General features: G+C 64.0%; 12 protein-coding genes and 1 pseudogene. 5 read left to right on the top strand and 8 right to left on the bottom strand.

Annotation, left to right across the window (positions count from 1 at the left end; translation table 11 throughout):
* The first annotated feature begins 1 nt into the window (after window position 1).
* On the top strand, window positions 2-1198 hold the full coding sequence (locus tag PG887_RS12165) for a Bcr/CflA family multidrug efflux MFS transporter (RefSeq protein WP_010674385.1): 1197 nt from the start codon (window positions 2-4) through the stop codon (window positions 1196-1198).
* 59 nt (window positions 1199-1257) lie between these two features.
* On the opposite strand, the gene PG887_RS12160 is transcribed toward PG887_RS12165, so the two are convergent.
* The 3 genes from PG887_RS12160 to PG887_RS12150 all read right to left on the bottom strand — a co-directional run bounded on the left by PG887_RS12160 (window position 1258) and on the right by PG887_RS12150 (window position 3891).
* Window positions 1258-1824 (bottom strand): pyridoxamine 5'-phosphate oxidase family protein, encoded by a 567-nt coding sequence (locus PG887_RS12160; RefSeq protein WP_270821799.1) that lies wholly within the window; start codon window positions 1822-1824, stop codon window positions 1258-1260.
* A 33-nt stretch (window positions 1825-1857) separates the two neighbouring features.
* Window positions 1858-3282 (bottom strand): sodium:proton antiporter NhaD, encoded by a 1425-nt coding sequence (nhaD, locus tag PG887_RS12155; RefSeq protein ID WP_270821797.1) that lies wholly within the window; start codon window positions 3280-3282, stop codon window positions 1858-1860.
* A gap of 135 nt (window positions 3283-3417) precedes the next feature.
* Window positions 3418-3891 carry a DUF4357 domain-containing protein gene (locus tag PG887_RS12150; RefSeq protein WP_010674381.1) on the bottom strand — a complete coding sequence of 158 codons (474 nt, stop codon included), beginning with the start codon at window positions 3889-3891 and terminating at the stop codon, window positions 3418-3420.
* Window positions 3892-4043: 152 nt separating this feature from the next.
* Here PG887_RS12150 and PG887_RS12145 point away from each other — a divergent pair, with 152 nt between their 5' ends.
* The 4 genes from PG887_RS12145 (at window position 4044) to PG887_RS12130 (ending at window position 9166) form a co-directional block, all read left to right on the top strand.
* Window positions 4044-4724: an ABC transporter ATP-binding protein gene (locus PG887_RS12145; RefSeq protein ID WP_103254832.1), complete on the top strand. Its 681-nt coding sequence runs from the start codon at window positions 4044-4046 to the stop codon at window positions 4722-4724.
* Between the two features lie 21 nt (window positions 4725-4745).
* The gene (locus PG887_RS12140) at window positions 4746-7172 is read left to right on the top strand and encodes an FtsX-like permease family protein (RefSeq protein ID WP_270821795.1); all 2427 of its coding nucleotides are present in this window, start codon (window positions 4746-4748) and stop codon (window positions 7170-7172) included.
* Between the two features lie 173 nt (window positions 7173-7345).
* Window positions 7346-8398: a lipocalin-like domain-containing protein gene (locus PG887_RS12135; RefSeq protein ID WP_270821793.1), complete on the top strand. Its 1053-nt coding sequence runs from the start codon at window positions 7346-7348 to the stop codon at window positions 8396-8398.
* A gap of 189 nt (window positions 8399-8587) precedes the next feature.
* Window positions 8588-9166, top strand: a complete 579-nt coding sequence (locus tag PG887_RS12130; protein WP_270821791.1) for a DUF2971 domain-containing protein — start codon at window positions 8588-8590, stop codon at window positions 9164-9166.
* A gap of 152 nt (window positions 9167-9318) precedes the next feature.
* Here PG887_RS12130 and PG887_RS12125 read toward each other — a convergent pair.
* The 5 genes and pseudogenes from PG887_RS12125 to PG887_RS12105 all read right to left on the bottom strand — a co-directional run.
* Window positions 9319-9732, bottom strand: a pseudogene (locus PG887_RS12125) (alpha/beta fold hydrolase); the annotation flags it as partial.
* A 173-nt stretch (window positions 9733-9905) separates the two neighbouring features.
* Window positions 9906-12713 (bottom strand): FAD-binding and (Fe-S)-binding domain-containing protein, encoded by a 2808-nt coding sequence (locus tag PG887_RS12120; RefSeq protein ID WP_041212866.1) that lies wholly within the window; start codon window positions 12711-12713, stop codon window positions 9906-9908.
* Window positions 12713-13357 (bottom strand): LutC/YkgG family protein, encoded by a 645-nt coding sequence (locus PG887_RS12115; protein ID WP_270821790.1) that lies wholly within the window; start codon window positions 13355-13357, stop codon window positions 12713-12715. The genes PG887_RS12120 and PG887_RS12115 overlap by 1 nt, the downstream gene beginning before the upstream one ends.
* A gap of 1 nt (window position 13358) precedes the next feature.
* Window positions 13359-14795 (bottom strand): LutB/LldF family L-lactate oxidation iron-sulfur protein, encoded by a 1437-nt coding sequence (locus PG887_RS12110; RefSeq protein ID WP_223930096.1) that lies wholly within the window; start codon window positions 14793-14795, stop codon window positions 13359-13361.
* The gene (locus PG887_RS12105) at window positions 14788-15609 is read right to left on the bottom strand and encodes a (Fe-S)-binding protein (protein ID WP_010674372.1); all 822 of its coding nucleotides are present in this window, start codon (window positions 15607-15609) and stop codon (window positions 14788-14790) included. The genes PG887_RS12110 and PG887_RS12105 overlap by 8 nt, the downstream gene beginning before the upstream one ends.
* Between the last annotated feature and the right edge of the window lie 5 nt (window positions 15610-15614).

Here is a 15614-nt window from a genome sequence, read left to right as displayed (position 1 = left end):
TATGCCCCAAGCCAGCTCCCTCTCCCCCCGTTTCCTCTTCATCCTGCTCGGTGCCCTGGCGGGCCTGACTCCCCTCGCAGTGGACATGTATCTGCCCGCCATTCCCGCCATCGCCCGGGATCTGGCTACCAGCATCGACGGCGCCCAGCTCACCATCAGCGCCTTCCTGGGGGGCTTTGCCATCGGCCAGCTCTTTTACGGGCCGCTCGCCGACAGCTTCGGCAGAAAGCCGGTGATCCTGGCGGGCCTGACGATGTTTGCCGTGGCCTCCGTGGGCTGCGCCATGGCGGACTCCCTGCCTGAGCTCCTCGCCTGGCGCATGTTGCAGGCCGCAGGGGGCGCCGCGGGTTCCGTGGTGGTCAACGCCCTGCTGCGCGACCTGTTCGAGAAGGATGCGTTTTCCCGCGCCATGTCCTTCGTCATCCTGGTGATGACCCTCGCCCCCCTGGTGGCCCCCGTGGTGGGGGGGTATATCAGCGCTCACAGCGACTGGCGGGTCATCTTCTGGCTGCTGGTGGCCATCAGTCTGCTCATCTGCCTGGTGATGCAGTGGAAGATTGAGGAAACCCTCAAACCCGAGCACAAGCAGCCCCTGCGACTCGGGCAGGTGCTTCGCAACTACTGGGGGGTGCTCTCCCACCGTGGTGCCATGGGCTATGTGCTGTGCGGCGCCCTGTCGAGCTCCGGCATGTTCGCCTTCCTGAGCGCCTCCCCCTATGTCTACATCGAGTATTTCAAGGTGCCGACCGAGCACTATGGCTGGCTCTTTGGTCTCAACATCCTGCTGATGATGGTGGTAACCTTCGCCAACAGCCGGCTGGTGAAAGGGGTGGGTGCCGAGCGCATGCTGCGATACGGCCTGACCGTGCTGCCGCTCGCCGGGGCCCTGCTCATCTACAACGCCTGGAGCCAGACCGGGGGCCTGTGGGGCATCGTCATCCCGGTGGTGCTCTTCGTCGGCCACATCAGCCTGGTGGGGGCCAACGCCATGACCGGCCTGATGGGCCACTTCCCCCAGTCCGCAGGCACCGCCTCGGCGCTGGCGGGCACCCTGCGCTTTGGCCTTGGGGCCCTGGTGGGGGTCCTGGTCAACCTCAATCCCCCCGAGTCGCCGCTCCCCATGGCCATCGCCATCGCCGGTTGCGGCCTGGGGTCGGCCCTCAGTTACTGGCTGCTGAGCGGCAAGCGCGTCCCCTGATGCCCTGCAATGAAAAAGCCCTGTCCATGGACAGGGCTTTTTGCATCGGGGCGCAGGCCTCAGTCATCGGCCTGCAACCCGCTGCGCGCCATGATCTCGCTCTCCAGCCCATCCAGGCTTAGCTGGTTCTTCTTGCGCCAGTAGGCCTCTATCCCCTCCTGCCCCTGGCGTGCCGACCAGTTGGCGAGATCCTCCCTGTCTCCCTGATAGTCAAACAGGGGCACCGACATGCCGCACGACGTCTGGACCCGTTCACTGTTCAGCAGGAAGATCTGGCGAGCCGCGACGCTTGGGGGGAACAGCGCCAGCAACGACGGCCACTGCGGATCAGTGCGGTGCAGCACCCGTGCCTGGCCATAGGCCCGCAGAATAAGCGGCGCCCCCTCGAAGGCGCAAAACATCACCGTCATGCGCGGCTGTTGCAGCACCTGGGCCGCGGACTCGTTGCCGCTGCCGGTCAGGTTGAGCCAGGCCAGGGTGTGGGCATCGAGGACGCGCAGCGAATCCCCGCCCTTGGGGGAGAGATTGACCGATCCCTTCGCGGCTGCCGTGCCGACGAAGAAGATCTTCTGCCCCTCGATAAAGGTGACATGGCGCGGCGAAAGCGCCTCGAACAGTTGTCCCATCCTGCCTCTCCCTGGTGCCTGGAACCGGATTCCCTAAAACAGGGCGCTGTTGAGCCACAGGTGCGCCCCTATGCCGACCATATAGCCAAGCAAAATGGCAGGCAACCACTTGAGGTGCCCGACGAAGGTATACATGCCCCTGGCCTGCCCCATCAGGGCCACCCCGGCGGCGGAGCCGACCGAGAGCAGACTGCCCCCCACCCCGGTGGTCAATGTCACCAGCAGCCACTGCCCCGTGCTCATCTGCGGCTCCATGGAGAGCACGGCGAACATCACCGGAATGTTGTCGATCAGGGCGGAGAGCAGGCCGATGGCGACGTTGGCCAGGGTCGGATCGCCGCCGTCGTAGAGGAAATGGGAGGCAAGCGCCAGATACCCCATAAACCCGAGGCCGCCGACGCACATCACCACCCCGTAGAAGAAGAGCAGGGTGTCCCACTCCGCCTTGGCAATCTTGTTGAACACATCGAACGGCACCACCGAACCCAGACGTAGCAACCTGGCCTCGTCCCCGGTGCGCTCATACAGCTCCCGTGCCCGGGCCAGGGTGACGGGCTGGGTCTTTCGCAGATAGAAACTGAAAAATTGCAGGTAGCCCAGCCCCATCATCATGCCGAGCACAGGAGGCAACCCCAGGAAGTGATGGCAGGCGACGGCGGTCACTATGGTGAGCACAAAGAGCAGCACGATGACAACGGCGCCGCGCCTTGGCACCACCATCTCGCCCGGCATGGCGGGCACCAGACGGGGCACCATCAGGCTCATCAGGGTGGCCGGCACCAGGAAGTTGAGCAGGGCGGGGATGAAGAGCAGCAAGAACTGCTGGAACGGCACCTTGCCCGCCTGCCACACCATCAGGGTGGTGATGTCGCCAAAGGGGCTGAAGGCGCCGCCCGCATTGGCCGCCACGACGATGTTGATGCAGGCCAGGTTGATGAAGCGGCGCTCCCCGTTGGCCACGTTGAGCACCACTGAACACATCAGCAGCGCCGTGGTGAGGTTGTCCACCACGGGGGAGATGAAAAAGGCGAGAAAACCGGTGAGCCAGAAGAGCGTACGCAGGCTGAAGCCCGCTTGCACCAGGCGTACCCGCAGCACGGCGAACAGCAGCCTGTCCTCCATGGCGTTCACATAGGTCATGGCCACCAGCAAGAAGAGCATCAGCTCGGCATACTCCAGCAGGTTGTGGCGAAAACCGGCCTGAACCAGCTCGCTGTGCCCCTGCCCCGTATAGACCAGGCCGATGGCTATCCAGATGATGCCGGCGGCCACCAGCACCGGCTTGGACTTGCGCAGCTTCAGGTACTCCTCGGCCATCACCAGGGCGTAAGCCAGGGCGAAGATGGCGAGGGCGAAGAACCCGACCCCGCTGTGGGTCAGCTCGAGGGGGCCGTTGCCCGCAGCGGCGGGGGCACTGAGCAGGGCCGCCCCGGGCACGAGGCGAAGGAGTCCAGACATGGCGGCATCTCCTGGCAGGCGTCTGGCATTGAGGCTAGCAGCCCAAAGGGAAGCCGCCCTCCTTGTCATCCTGATGAGCGGCCCGCCGCGGGCTCTCAGGCAAACATGAGCGAGGCCCGTTGCCTGGCCCCGTCATCAGGAGGTCTTCTTGCCAAAACCCGATTGCTTGAGGGTGTAGCCTGCGCTGTTTTGCCAGGCATCCAGCCCGCTTCGGTTGTTGCCCGCCACCAGGCTCGCGGCCAGGCTCGGGCTGTTGAAGAGCTGATCAGCGGTAAAGATGAAGCCCCCTTCGGGGTGGGGAACGAGCACCCCCTTGCCCAGCAGCTCCTGGCGCAGCTCGATCACCGCCTCGCGCAGGGAGGCCGCATCCTCGCCGTTGGCGGTGGAGCCCGCCTGGACCATGAAACCGGGGTTCTGCCGCTTGCCCACCGGATAACCATGGGCCTCTGCCCCCTTGCCGTTGAAGTGGTAGAGCTCGCGCTCCCCCGGCTTGTTGTCGGAGAGAGCCTTTTGCAGGGTCATCAGCTCGTTGTAGATATCGATGGGGACCACGGCAGCCTGCTTGACGCCCTTGCTGTCGACGATAAAACTGACTTGCTTGTGTAACATCCTTGCTCATCCTGTGACCCATGGAAGGCCCTATTCTAACCACCTCAGGCAAGCGGGATCCAGCGAGGATCCCCATCCCTTTTGCAGGCGCGATCACTAACTGGCATAGTGACGGACATTGTGAAAGCCATTGACCATCAAACGGTTATCCCATGCTTAGCCTGCGCAACCTCAGTAAACGCTTCGCCAACGGCGGCGAGACGCTCCCCCTGTTCGAGGGGCTGGATCTCGCCCTCACCCCGGGGGAAACCTGCCTGCTGCTGGGGCAAAGCGGCTGTGGCAAGTCCACCCTGCTCAACCTCATCGCCGGTCTCATCGCCCCGGACGAGGGGGAGATCTGGCTGGAAGAGACCCGTCTCGACACCCTGCCGACAGACGAGCGGGCCCGGCTTCGCGGGCGCCATTTCGGCATCGTCTATCAGGATTTCAACCTGCTGCCGACCCTGACCGTGGCCGAGAACCTCGCCCTGCCCCTTCAGATAAACAACCTGCCCCAGGACGATGGGCGCCTCGATGCCCTGCTCGCGCGCCTTGGCATGGGCCACAAACGCCACGCCTGGCCGGAGCAGCTCTCCGGCGGCCAGCGCCAGCGGGTGGCGCTGGCCCGTGCCCTCATTCATCAGCCCCGTTGGCTGCTCGCCGACGAACCCACCGGGAGTCTCGACGAGCACAACGCCGAGCAGGTGATGGCCCTGATGATGAGCGCGGTGCGCGATACCGGCGCCGGTCTCTTGCTGGTGAGCCACAACCCGGGCTATGGCGACCTGGCGGATCGGGTGCTGCGCCTTGAAGGGGGACAGCTGGTCGAGCTCAAGGGGCGCCGCCATGGCTGACGTCTGCCGGGGGGCCTGCTGATGTTGCCCCTCAAGGCACTGCTGCGCCTTTATCGCTCTCACCCCTGGCTGCTCTTGATGAGCCTGGCCGGGCTCACCCTCGGGGTCACCCTGGTGGTGGCCATCGAGCTCTTGAACCACAGCGCCCGCACCAACTTCGTCGCCGCCCGCAGCCAGCTCGCCGGGGAGGCCAACTACCGCCTGGCCCCCCAGGGTGGCCTGGATGAGCAAGTCTACGTGAGGCTGGTGCGAAGCCAGCCGAACCTTGACGCCATGCCAGAGCTTCACGCCTGGCTCAAGGACGAGCAGGGGCGCAGCTTCCAGTTGCTGGGGATGGATCTCTTCAACCCCGGCCCCCTGCGCCGCCTCTTTGGCGATGCGCCAGACAGCCAACCCGATGTCTCGTTGAATCGCGCCGACAGCGTCTGGCTGGCCGCCCCCGAGGCGAGGCGCCTTGACTGGCAACCGGGCCAGTCGCGAACCTTTGTGCTGGGGGATGAGGGGCAACGCCCCCTGACCCTGACCCTGGCGGGCACCTTCGAGCCCGGCGCCGTCCCCATGGAGCGGCTGCTGGTGACCGACATCGGCCTCGCCCAGCCGCTGCTTGGCAAGGAAGGACGGCTCGATCGCATCGTCTTCAAACTCAGCGATGCGCAGGCCAATACCTTGCAAAGAGCCTTGCAGGCGGCCCTGCAATCCTATGCCCCCCATCAGCCCCTCTGGCTTGAGCCCATCAGCCCGGCCCTCGATGCCAGCCAGCTCGGGGATGCGCTGGCCCTGAACCTCACCGCCCTCTCCCTGCTCGCCATGGCGGTGGGATTGTTTTTGGTGTTCAACGCCCAGCGCTTCGTGCAGAGCGTGCGCCGCCCCCTGCTCGCCCAGCTCATCATCCTCGGGATGCCGCCGCGCCGGGTGCTGCGCTGGCTGACTCTGGAGCTCCTGATCCTCGCCACCCTCGGCACTCTGCTCGGGCTGTTGCTGGGGAGCCTGCTGGCCCTCGTCCTGATGGGGCAGCTCACCCAGGCGCTGGCCGACCTTTATGGCCCCAACCCCATCGACCTGCTGCGCCTCTCCCCGACGAGCCTTGGCAAGGCGCTGGTGATCGGCCTTCTGGGGATGCTTGCCGCCAACCTGCCCGGCTGGTGGCAACTGCTGCGCCAATCCCCCCTTGCGCTGCGAGAGGGCAACAGTCGCCCACCGGCTCACCCCTGGCAACGCCGGGGGCTCGCCATCGCCATTCTGCTGCTGTGCGCCCTGTGTCTGTGGCAGCCCGCCACCGGCCTTGGCGGCGCCCTCTTCGTGGCCGGGGGCTGGCTGCTCGCCATGGCCCTCCTGCTGCCCGATGCCCTTCGCTCCTTGCTGGGGCGGCTGCGTGCACGCGGCCCCCTCACCGCCCGGCTCGGGGTAGCCGAAACCCTCTATCACCTGGATCGCACCGCCATCGCGGTGATGGCGCTGCAACTGGCCATCGCCGCAGCCATCGGCATCGGGGTCATGGTGTCGAGCTTTCGCTCGAGCGTGGAGATCTGGCTCGGCCAGCGCCTGGCCGCCGATCTCTACGTCACCGCCCCCAAGGGGGTGGCAGGCAGCAGGGGCGCCCTCGGCGAGCAGACCCTCAACACCATCCTCGCCTCGCCGGACGTGCGCGCCGCCTCCCGCCGCGCCGTGCTCCCCGTCCGCTGGCAGGGGCAGCCCATCGAGTGGGCGCAGATGGACTTTATTCCCGAGCTCAAAGCCGCCTATCCGCTGCTGGCCGGACGCTGGCCTGCCACCCCCGACGAGGTGCTGGCGAGCGAACCGCTGACGGTGCGCCTCGGGGTCAAGGTGGGCCAGCGCCTCGAGGTAACCAGCGAGGGGGGACCGAGGGCTTTCACCGTCACCGGCGTTTATCAGGATTACGGCAGCGACAAGGGGCAGATATTGCACGCCTTCGAAGGGGGCAAGGTGCAATCCCTGGCCCTCTTCAGCCCGGATCCCGAGCACCTTGGCGACAGGCTCAGGAGCCAGTTTGGCGAGCAGGTGAACCTGTTGCCCGCCCCCGCCATCCACGCCGCCGCCCTCAGGGTGTTCGATCAGACCTTCGTGGTGACCGAGCTATTGAAGTTGCTGATCCTGGGGATCGCTTTCGTCGGCATCGGCTCGGCCTTTATGGTGCTGGGGCTGGCTCGGCGCGGCGAGTTGCAGACCCTGCAGAGCTTAGGCCTGAGCCCCCGCCACTGCCGCCGGCTGCTGGTGTGGCAAGGGGCAGGCCTCGGGCTGCTCACGGCGATCCTGGCATTGCCGGTGGGCTATGGCCTTGCCTGGGTGCTGATTGAGGTGGTCAACCCCCGCGCCTTTGGCTGGCGGCTGGCCTTCGAGACCGCCCCCCTGCACGCCGTCACGGCGCTCCTGCTGGCACCGGTGTGCGGGGCGCTGGCCTCCTGGTACGCCGCAAGGAGAGTGGTATGACATATCGGTTGGCGCACTGGCTCAGCCATGGCTTGACGTTCCCATTGACCAGATCTCTATCACCGTCCCTGATTCAGCGCAGAGAAGCGCACAGAGCTGCCGCGAACCATCCCCTCTCCCTTCGGGAGAGGGCCGGGGTGAGGGGAATCTTGTCCTCTTGGCTTGCAGCCCTCTTGATCACGCTTGTTGCCATAAGCGGTCACGCGCAGGCCAGCGATCTGGGGACCATCCTGGGTGGCGGTAGCGATCACTTCAAAAAGGCTCTGCCGGGTCAATCCATCCTCCTGCCCGCAGATCACGGTGCCCACCCCGACTACCGCTCCGAATGGTGGTATCTCACCGGCAACCTCAAAGACGAGCAAGGGCGCGGCTACGGCATGCAGTGGACCCTGTTTCGCCAAGGCATCGAGCAGGAGATAACATCCGACAACCCCTGGCTCACCCCCCAGCTCTGGTTGGCCCAGTTCGCCATCACGGATGTGAGCAAAGGCAGCCACCAGCAGGACGAGCGCACCAGCCGCCAGGGGCCAGGGCTCGCCGGTGCCAGCGGCGGTGAGTATTGGCTGAAAGAGTGGGTCTTGGCCTCTCAAGGAGAAGCGCTCTTTCCCGCCACCCTCAAGGTGCAGAGCAAGGCGGGGGATCTTGATGTGAAGGTGAGTGCCGCCAAGCCGGCGGTGCTGCAAGGCAAACAGGGCTACAGCGAGAAGAGCCCGGGCAACGCCTCCTTCTACTACTCCTACCCGCGCCTGACCATCAGCGGCACCCTGACCCTGGATGGGGAGACCCGCAACGTCAGCGGTGAGGGCTGGTTTGATCACGAGTGGAGCAGCTCGGTATTGGCCGAGTGGCAATCGGGCTGGGACTGGTTTTCGCTGCAATTTGAAGATGGCCGCGAGCTGATGCTGTTTCGCCTGCGCACCAAATCGGGCCGCGCCCATTCCGAAAACAAGCCCGAGAACCGCTACGGCATCCTGATTGAACGGGACGGCAGCAGCCGGGTGCTGAGCCCAGATCACATCCGCCTCACTCCCGGCAAGACCTGGCGCGGCCCCAAGGGGCAAGCCTACCCCATCGAGTGGCAGCTGGAAGCCGCCGATATCAAGCTCACCATCCAGGCGCGCCAGCCCAATCAGGCCATGACGGGGCGTTTTGACTACTGGGAAGGGGCGGTCTTAGTCTCGGGGGACGCCAAAGGCGTCGGCTATCTGGAAATGACGGGATATTGACCGCCTTGAAATCAGATCGCCTTCAAAAAATCATTCAGATTCCATGCTTTAGATGGTTTTTTTCTCAACAGAATTTCTCGTACTTGATACCTTACCCAGACGGCCCTTCCCCTACTGCCCAAAACCCCAAGGATCACCTGTGGCTTTGCTCATCCTCCATTAACACATTGTTATATTCAAAGAGATGAAATGTTACATCCGAGAATTTTATTTAAATATCGAAAACTCGATAAAAGCTGTTTGGAACTGCTCCTAAATCGTGAACTGTGGTTCGCCACACCAGCTTCGTTGAACGATCCATTTGAAGGCGAATCTTCATTCTCAGAAGTTCTGGATGCTGTATGGGATCGCTATCCATTTCCGAAAGAAGAAAGAGAATACTATCATGACGTTATAAAAAAACAGTTATCAGAAACTGGAATCTGCTCATTTAGTAAGGCTCGTAAAAATCAATTGATGTGGGCCCATTATGCAGATGAACATAAAGGTGTATGTATTGGCTTCAAGGAGCAATTAATTAGACCAGAAGGCTCTATGATCTATCCTATAGATGTCACTTATCAAGATAACTACCCATTTAAAGAGATTATTGAACGTTTTCATCATTTTGAACATCAGCCTGGAATGAATAACATCCAAAATATCGCAGGTGATATACTTTATTCAGTACTAGGCACTAAATATACTAGCTGGAGCTACGAGCGAGAACGCAGGCTTGTATTCGTAAGCTCTAAGGCTGTTGAATTCTCCCCGCAAGCAGTTAACTGAATAGCATTTGGGCTAAGAACTACAGAGCGGGACAAGGCAACCTTAAAGAATATCACCTCGGGTTGCGAATGGAGTCATGTTAAATGGTTTCAAGCTGTAAAGTCTAAATCTAAATATGCACTTGAATTTGAAAGAATATAGCTAATGGTTTATTACTCGACCGTTTGGCTGGATATAAACGCCAACGACTGCCTGTTAAAGTGTTCCGGCTGCTCCACGTTGCAGACATGGCCGCATTTCTCGATGATGGCCAACCGGCTGTAGGGGTCGCGTGCCACCTGCTCGCGAACCGGGGCGAGGAACATATGATTTTCCTCCCCCATCACATAAAGGGTGGGAATGGGCTGGGACGTTCACGGAAGTAGCGCATCAGCGGGTTAACCTCAGTGGCGAGGCGGAACCAGCGTTTGAACTCTTTCTGGCAGAGCTTACGGGCCTCGCGCACAAAGAGGTTGCGCGATTCCTGATGGTGCTGGCGCGGCATGATGATGAAGGCACACAGCCGATAGAGCCACATACTAGGGCAGGATATGCTGGCCGAATCGGCCCAGCTGCACCAGCACCCGCGGTAACTGCTCACCGGCAGGGGCTTGACGCACACAATTAGGCAGGGATGGGATAATCCGTTTTCTCTATGCAGGTTCTGACTATGACGCGCAGCAACTCCTTGGAGTAACGCCCCAGGCGTTTAACGTCTCCAACAACGGCAGGATTTTTTTGTCCTGCCGTTGTTGTTTTCCTATCTCGCCGCCTGATCCACCAGATAGAGGATGCTGTGATAGGGAATGCCAGCATGCTGGCTAAGCCCCATTTCGCAGGTGCGGCTGTTGCTGAATCCCTGGCGGCAATCCCTGGGGACCTGAACGGGCAGGCTGGCAAGCGCCGCGGCGTTGAGCTCAGGCGTCATCAGCCCCTTGTCGCCGGCAAAGCCGCAGCACTGGATATGCTCAGGGATTATCACCTCGCGGGCACAGGCGCGGGCCACCGCCAGCATCTTATCGCCGAGCCCCATGCGCCGGCTGCTGCAGGTGATATGGAGCATCACTGTCTCATCGATGGGGGTCAGCTCAAGGTGGGGCAGCAGGTGTTCCAGCACAAAGGCAGAGGGCTCAAACACCCGAAGGCCCTTGCCGAGTGCCCCCGAGAGCAGTCGCTGCACGCAGGGGCTGGTATCGAGCAGCACGGGCCAGCGGCCCTGCTCGCTTGCCTGCCACAATGCCTCGGCCAGCTCACTGCGCTTGGCGGCAGCCACCTCGACCATCCCCTTGCTGTCATAGGGCATGCCGCAGCAGAGCCCCTCGATACCTTGCGGCACTATGACCCGGCAACCCGCTTTATTGAGGAGTGATTGCACCACGTCCGGCAGTGACGGGGCTTCCTCCTGCTGGCCGAACACCCGGCTGGCGCAGGACGGCAGATAGACCACGGCGCGATCCTCTCCAATGTCCTCGCTGGATCCGCCATGGCTCCCCTCCCCTTGCGGCCACAGGTAGCGGCTCGGCCCCGGCAGTGTGGGCAACCAGGCGGGTGTGCGCTGGCCGCTCAGATGGCGAACCCCGTTCACCAATCCTGCCAGCGCCTTGTCTCCCAGCACCTTCCCGGCAATGGCTTTGAAGCCGAGGGCCCCACGGGCCGTGCGGGTAACGCCGGCGAAATGATCGGCGCTCCAGCGGGCGATGGGCACGAAGCGCTGGTACTTGTCAGAGCGCAGCTTCTTGATGAGCGCTCCGGTGTTGATGCCCACCGGGCAGCGATCGGCGCACAGCCCGGTGGCGGCGCAGGTGTCGATGCCCTGATAGTCAAACAGCCGGGCAAGATCCCCTGCAACTTCACCGCTGCGACCACGGCGCGACAACTCCCGATAGAGCACGATGCGCTGGCGCGGCGAGAGCGACAGGGTGCGCGAGGGGCAGACCGCCTCGCAAAAGCCGCACTCGATGCACGGATCCACGATGGCATCGCTCGCCGGCATGGGCTTGAGATGGGCCAGGTGGGCCTTGGGGTCATCGTTGATGATGACGCCGGGATTGAGCAGGCCGTCCGGGTCCAGCAGCGCCTTGATGCGGCGCATCAGCGCCATCCCCTCCGGCCCCCATTCCAGCTCCACATAGGGGGCCATGTTGCGGCCGGTGCCGTGCTCGGCCTTGAGAGACCCGCCAAAGCGCACCGCGACGAGCTCCGCCACCGCGTCCATAAAGGCGCCGTAGCGGAGCACCTGGGCCGGATCGTCGAACCCCTGGGTAAAGACGAAGTGCAGGTTCCCCTCCAGCGCGTGGCCGAAGATGATGGCTTCACCGTATTCGAAGCGATCGAACAGGGCTTGCAGCCCCGCCACCCCTTCGGCCAAGCGCTCGATGGGAAAGGCGACATCCTCGATGATGACGGTGGTGCCGGTGGTGCGCACCGCCCCCACCGCCGGGAAGAGCCCCTTGCGAATGGCCCAGAGCCCGGCGCTGTCGCTGGTAAAAGGCACAGAGGCGACCTGAGCGAACTCGGCCGCCATGCCCATCACCTGCTCGCAGCGATCCACCAGCGCCTCTTTCGATTCCCCATGCACCTCCACAAGCAAGGCGCAGGCAGCCAGATCCAGCGTCTTGATAAAGTCCGGCAGACCGGGCTTGCCCGCCACCGAGCGAAGGGATCGCCCATCCATCAGCTCCACCGCCGCCACCGGCGCACTTTTCAGGCGCGAGGTGGCCAGACACGCCTGCTCGGCGTCCCGGAACACCAGCAGGGCCGAGGCCTTGTGGGGGTATTCGGGCACGGTATCGAGCACCACCTCGGCGATAAAGCCGAGGGTTCCCTCCGAGCCGATCATCAGGTGGGTGAGGATATCGACGGGATCCTCATGATCGAGCAGGGCGTTGATGGCGTAGCCGGTGGTGTTCTTGAGCCGGTACTTGTGGCGGATCTTGGCGGCAAGCTCGGCATTCGCCAGCACTTCGGCACGCAGGGCGGCGAGCCCGTCCAGCAACTCCGGGCGCTTGGCCGCAAAGGCGGCGCGACTGTGAGGGTCGCCGCTCTCCAGCACGGTGCCATCGGCCAGCAGCAAGGTCATGGCGTGCAATGTGTGATAGCTGTTGTGGGCGGTGCCGCAGCACATGCCGCTCGCGTTGTTGGCGGCGATGCCGCCGAGCTTGCAGGCGTTGATGGAGGCGGGGTCCGGCCCAATCTTGCGCCCCAGAGGCGCCAGATAGCGGTTGGCATCGGCGCCGATCACCCCGGGTTGCAGGGCGATGCGCGCCCCCTCGTCCAGAATGCGGTGGCCGCGCCAGCTGTCGGTCAGGGTGATGAGCACCGAATCACTCAGGGCCTGGCCCGAGAGGCTGGTGCCGGCGGCGCGAAAGGTGCACGGCAGGTGCAATTTGCGGCACACCGCCAGCACAAAGCGCACTTCATCGAGGGAGTCGAGGCGCACGATGCGCTCGGGCACCAGCCGGTAGAAGCTGGCGTCCGTGCCGTGGGCGAGGCGCAAGTCCGGGTCGCTCACCAGCCGCTCCGGCGGGATGCGCTCAAGCATGGCGGCGTCAAATTCATTCCAGCGCATCAGCAATCCTCCACCAGCACGACCAAGAGGCGGCTCGGGCCGTGGGCGCCGTAGGCCAGGGTCTGCTGGATGTCGGCGGTCTTGGAGGGGCCGGAGACCAGCAACAGATTGGTGGGCATGGCCTGCTGCCAGCGCCCGGCCTCTACCAGCCCCGCCAGGTTGTCGGCGATGGTGGAGGCCGCCAGCAGGGCGATATGGCAGGGTGGCACCAGGGACAAGGTGCGCGGCTCGCCGCCATCGGGCAGCAACACGAGCGTCCCGGTATCGGCGATGGCCCCCGCGCAGTGGGTGATGCCCGCCTGACAGGCATCGAACAAATCGTCCTTCCAGCTTGCGAACTCGCCAGAGGGGGTCAACACAGATCGCCCGGCGCAAGCGGCCGCGATTTCGACTTGCCAGCGGCCGCCCTGGCCACAGACCAGACTCGTCACGCCCTCTTCATCCAGCCAAGCGGTCAGCTCCCGGGCCAGTGTTTCCTCCTTGACGGTGAGGATCTCGGCGTGGCTCGCGCTGATCCCGGCAACAAAGCGCTCGCGCCGTGCGTTGTCATCTACCCCGCGCCAGGGCTGCCAGGCGTGCGGTGCGTGGGCAATGGGGGTGGCGGCGCCGCGCAGGCGGTTCAAGATAGCCTCTTTGCTCGACATCTCAGGACTCCTTCTTCTTCTGGCGCAGCAGGGCGTGCAGGCTCTGGGGGGCGGGTTTGGGGGCCTCGCGGCACTGGGTCCAGGGACCCAAGTGTTTGGGCATCAAGCCCCGCAGGCGACCGGCCACCCCGGTCGCGGCGTGATAGAGGCGCGGGTGGGTGGCGGCAAAAGCAAAGCCCTGCATGGCAAGGGTCTCGAGCCGGCTTTTGGCCGCCCCCTGCCCCGCCAACGGTTCGTGGCCAGGCTGTGCGTCGTGCTTGGCCTCCCGGCGCAGGCGCTGCAACATATCGGGAATGGGGATGCGCACCGGGCACACCTCGCCGCAGGCGCCGCACAGGCTGGAGGCCGTCACCAGATCGCTCGTGCTCTCCAGCCCCAGCAGGTGGGGGGAGATGATTTTGCCGATGGGGCCCGGGTAGATGGTGCCGTAGGCGTGGCCGCCGATGCGGGTGTAGACCGGGCAGTGGTTCATGCAGGCGCCGCAGCGGATGCACTGCAGGGTCTTGCGCAGCTCTTCGTCCCGATAAGCCTGGCTGCGGCCGTTGTCGAGCAGCACCAGGTGCACCTCGTCCGGGCCGTCCAGCTCCCCTGCCCGGCGCGGGCCGCTGATGACGTTGAAGTAAGTCGTGATGGCCTGTCCGGTGGCCGAGCGGGTCAGGGCGCTGTAAAGGGGCGGCACGTCGGATAAGAACTCCACCACCTTCTCGATGCCGGTGATGGCCACGTGGACTTTCGGCACAGTCGTGCACATGCGCCCGTTGCCCTCGTTCTCCACCAGACACAGGCTGCCAGTCTCCGCCACCGCGAAGTTGACCCCCGACAGCCCCATGCCGGCGCGGCGAAACTCTTCGCGCAAGGCCCGCCGTCCGGTCTGGATCAGCTCGTCCACGTCGGTGGTAGGGGTGAAATCTGCCAGATTGCCGGCGAAGGTATCGCTCACCTCCTGCTTGTTCTTGTGGATGGCGGGCATGATGATGTGGGACGGGGTGTCACCGTCGAGCTGGACGATAAACTCCCCCATGTCGCTCTCAAGGCAGCGGATGCCGTGGCGCGCCATCTCGTGGTTGAAGCCCACCTCCTCGCTCACCATGGACTTGCCCTTGACGATGCTGCTCACCCCGTGTTGCTGGGCGATGCGAAGGATGATGGCGTTGGCCTCGGCCGGCGTCTGGGCCCAGTGCACCCGGATGCCGTTGCGCTCACAGTTGGCTTCGAGCTGCTCCAGCAGGTCCGGCAGGCGCGAGAGACAGCGCTGGCGAATTTGCTCCGCCGCATCGCGCACCGCCGCTTCTTCCTGCGGATCGGCGAAGGCATCCCGGCGCTTGGCGCGCAGGTAATCCATGGCACCGCGAAAATTCTGGCGCAGCACGGGGTCGGCCAGGGCCGCCTCGGCCTGGGGATGGAAGCGTCGCGGCGAATACTTGGCGTGATCAGACATGGGGCTGGGCCTCTTTGGTATGAGCCAAATCGCTAACAGCGGCGCCGTTATGAGCTATTTCGTCACTGTCGGGGCGGCTGTGGGCGAGCAGGAAGCTCGCCAGATGGGTGGCAGGCAAGATCCTGCCCTGATAGGCCAGGGATCCCTTGATGTTCAAGAGGCACCCCCAATCGGCGCTCACCAGGGTGTCGGCGCCGGTGGCCAGCAGGTGGCGGGTCTTGTCCTCCACCATGGCCTGGCTGATGTGGGGGTGACGCACCGAGAAGGTGCCGCCAAAGCCGCAGCACTCGCTCTCGTAGGCCTGTTCATGCAAGGTGACGCCATCGAGCTGCCCCAGCAGGCTGCGGGCCGTGGTGTGTACCTGCATCTCGCGCCGGGCCGAGCAGGAGGTGTGCATGACGATGCTCGCCTCCCCCACCCCGTGCCAGCGCACCCGGCAGATCCGGGCCAGAAACTCGGTGAGCTCGAACACCCGATCGCAAAAATCGGCCACCTCGGGGCTCTCGGGGAAGAGGCGGCGGTAGTGGTGGTGCATCATGCCGCCGCAGGAGCCCGACAGCACCACCACCGGCCAGGGCTCGGGGAAGAGCGCCATCTGGCTTTGCGCCACCTTGCGCGCCTCCTCCTCGTGACCCGAGGTGTAGGCCGGCTGCCCGCAACAGGTCTGTTTCTCGACAAAGTGCACCCTTATCCCTTCCCGCTCGATCAGGGCGATGGCATCGAGCCCCGCCACCGGGTCGAACAGGTCCACCAGACAGGTGGCGTAGAGATAGACATCGGCCGGCTTGGCCGGGTAGACCCGCATTACCTTCATCACTT

Source organism: Aeromonas sp. QDB14, from assembly GCF_027707845.1.
GTDB classification, from domain to species: Bacteria; Pseudomonadota; Gammaproteobacteria; order Enterobacterales; family Aeromonadaceae; genus Aeromonas; species Aeromonas caviae.
This window is presented reverse-complemented; position numbering and strand designations above follow the sequence as displayed.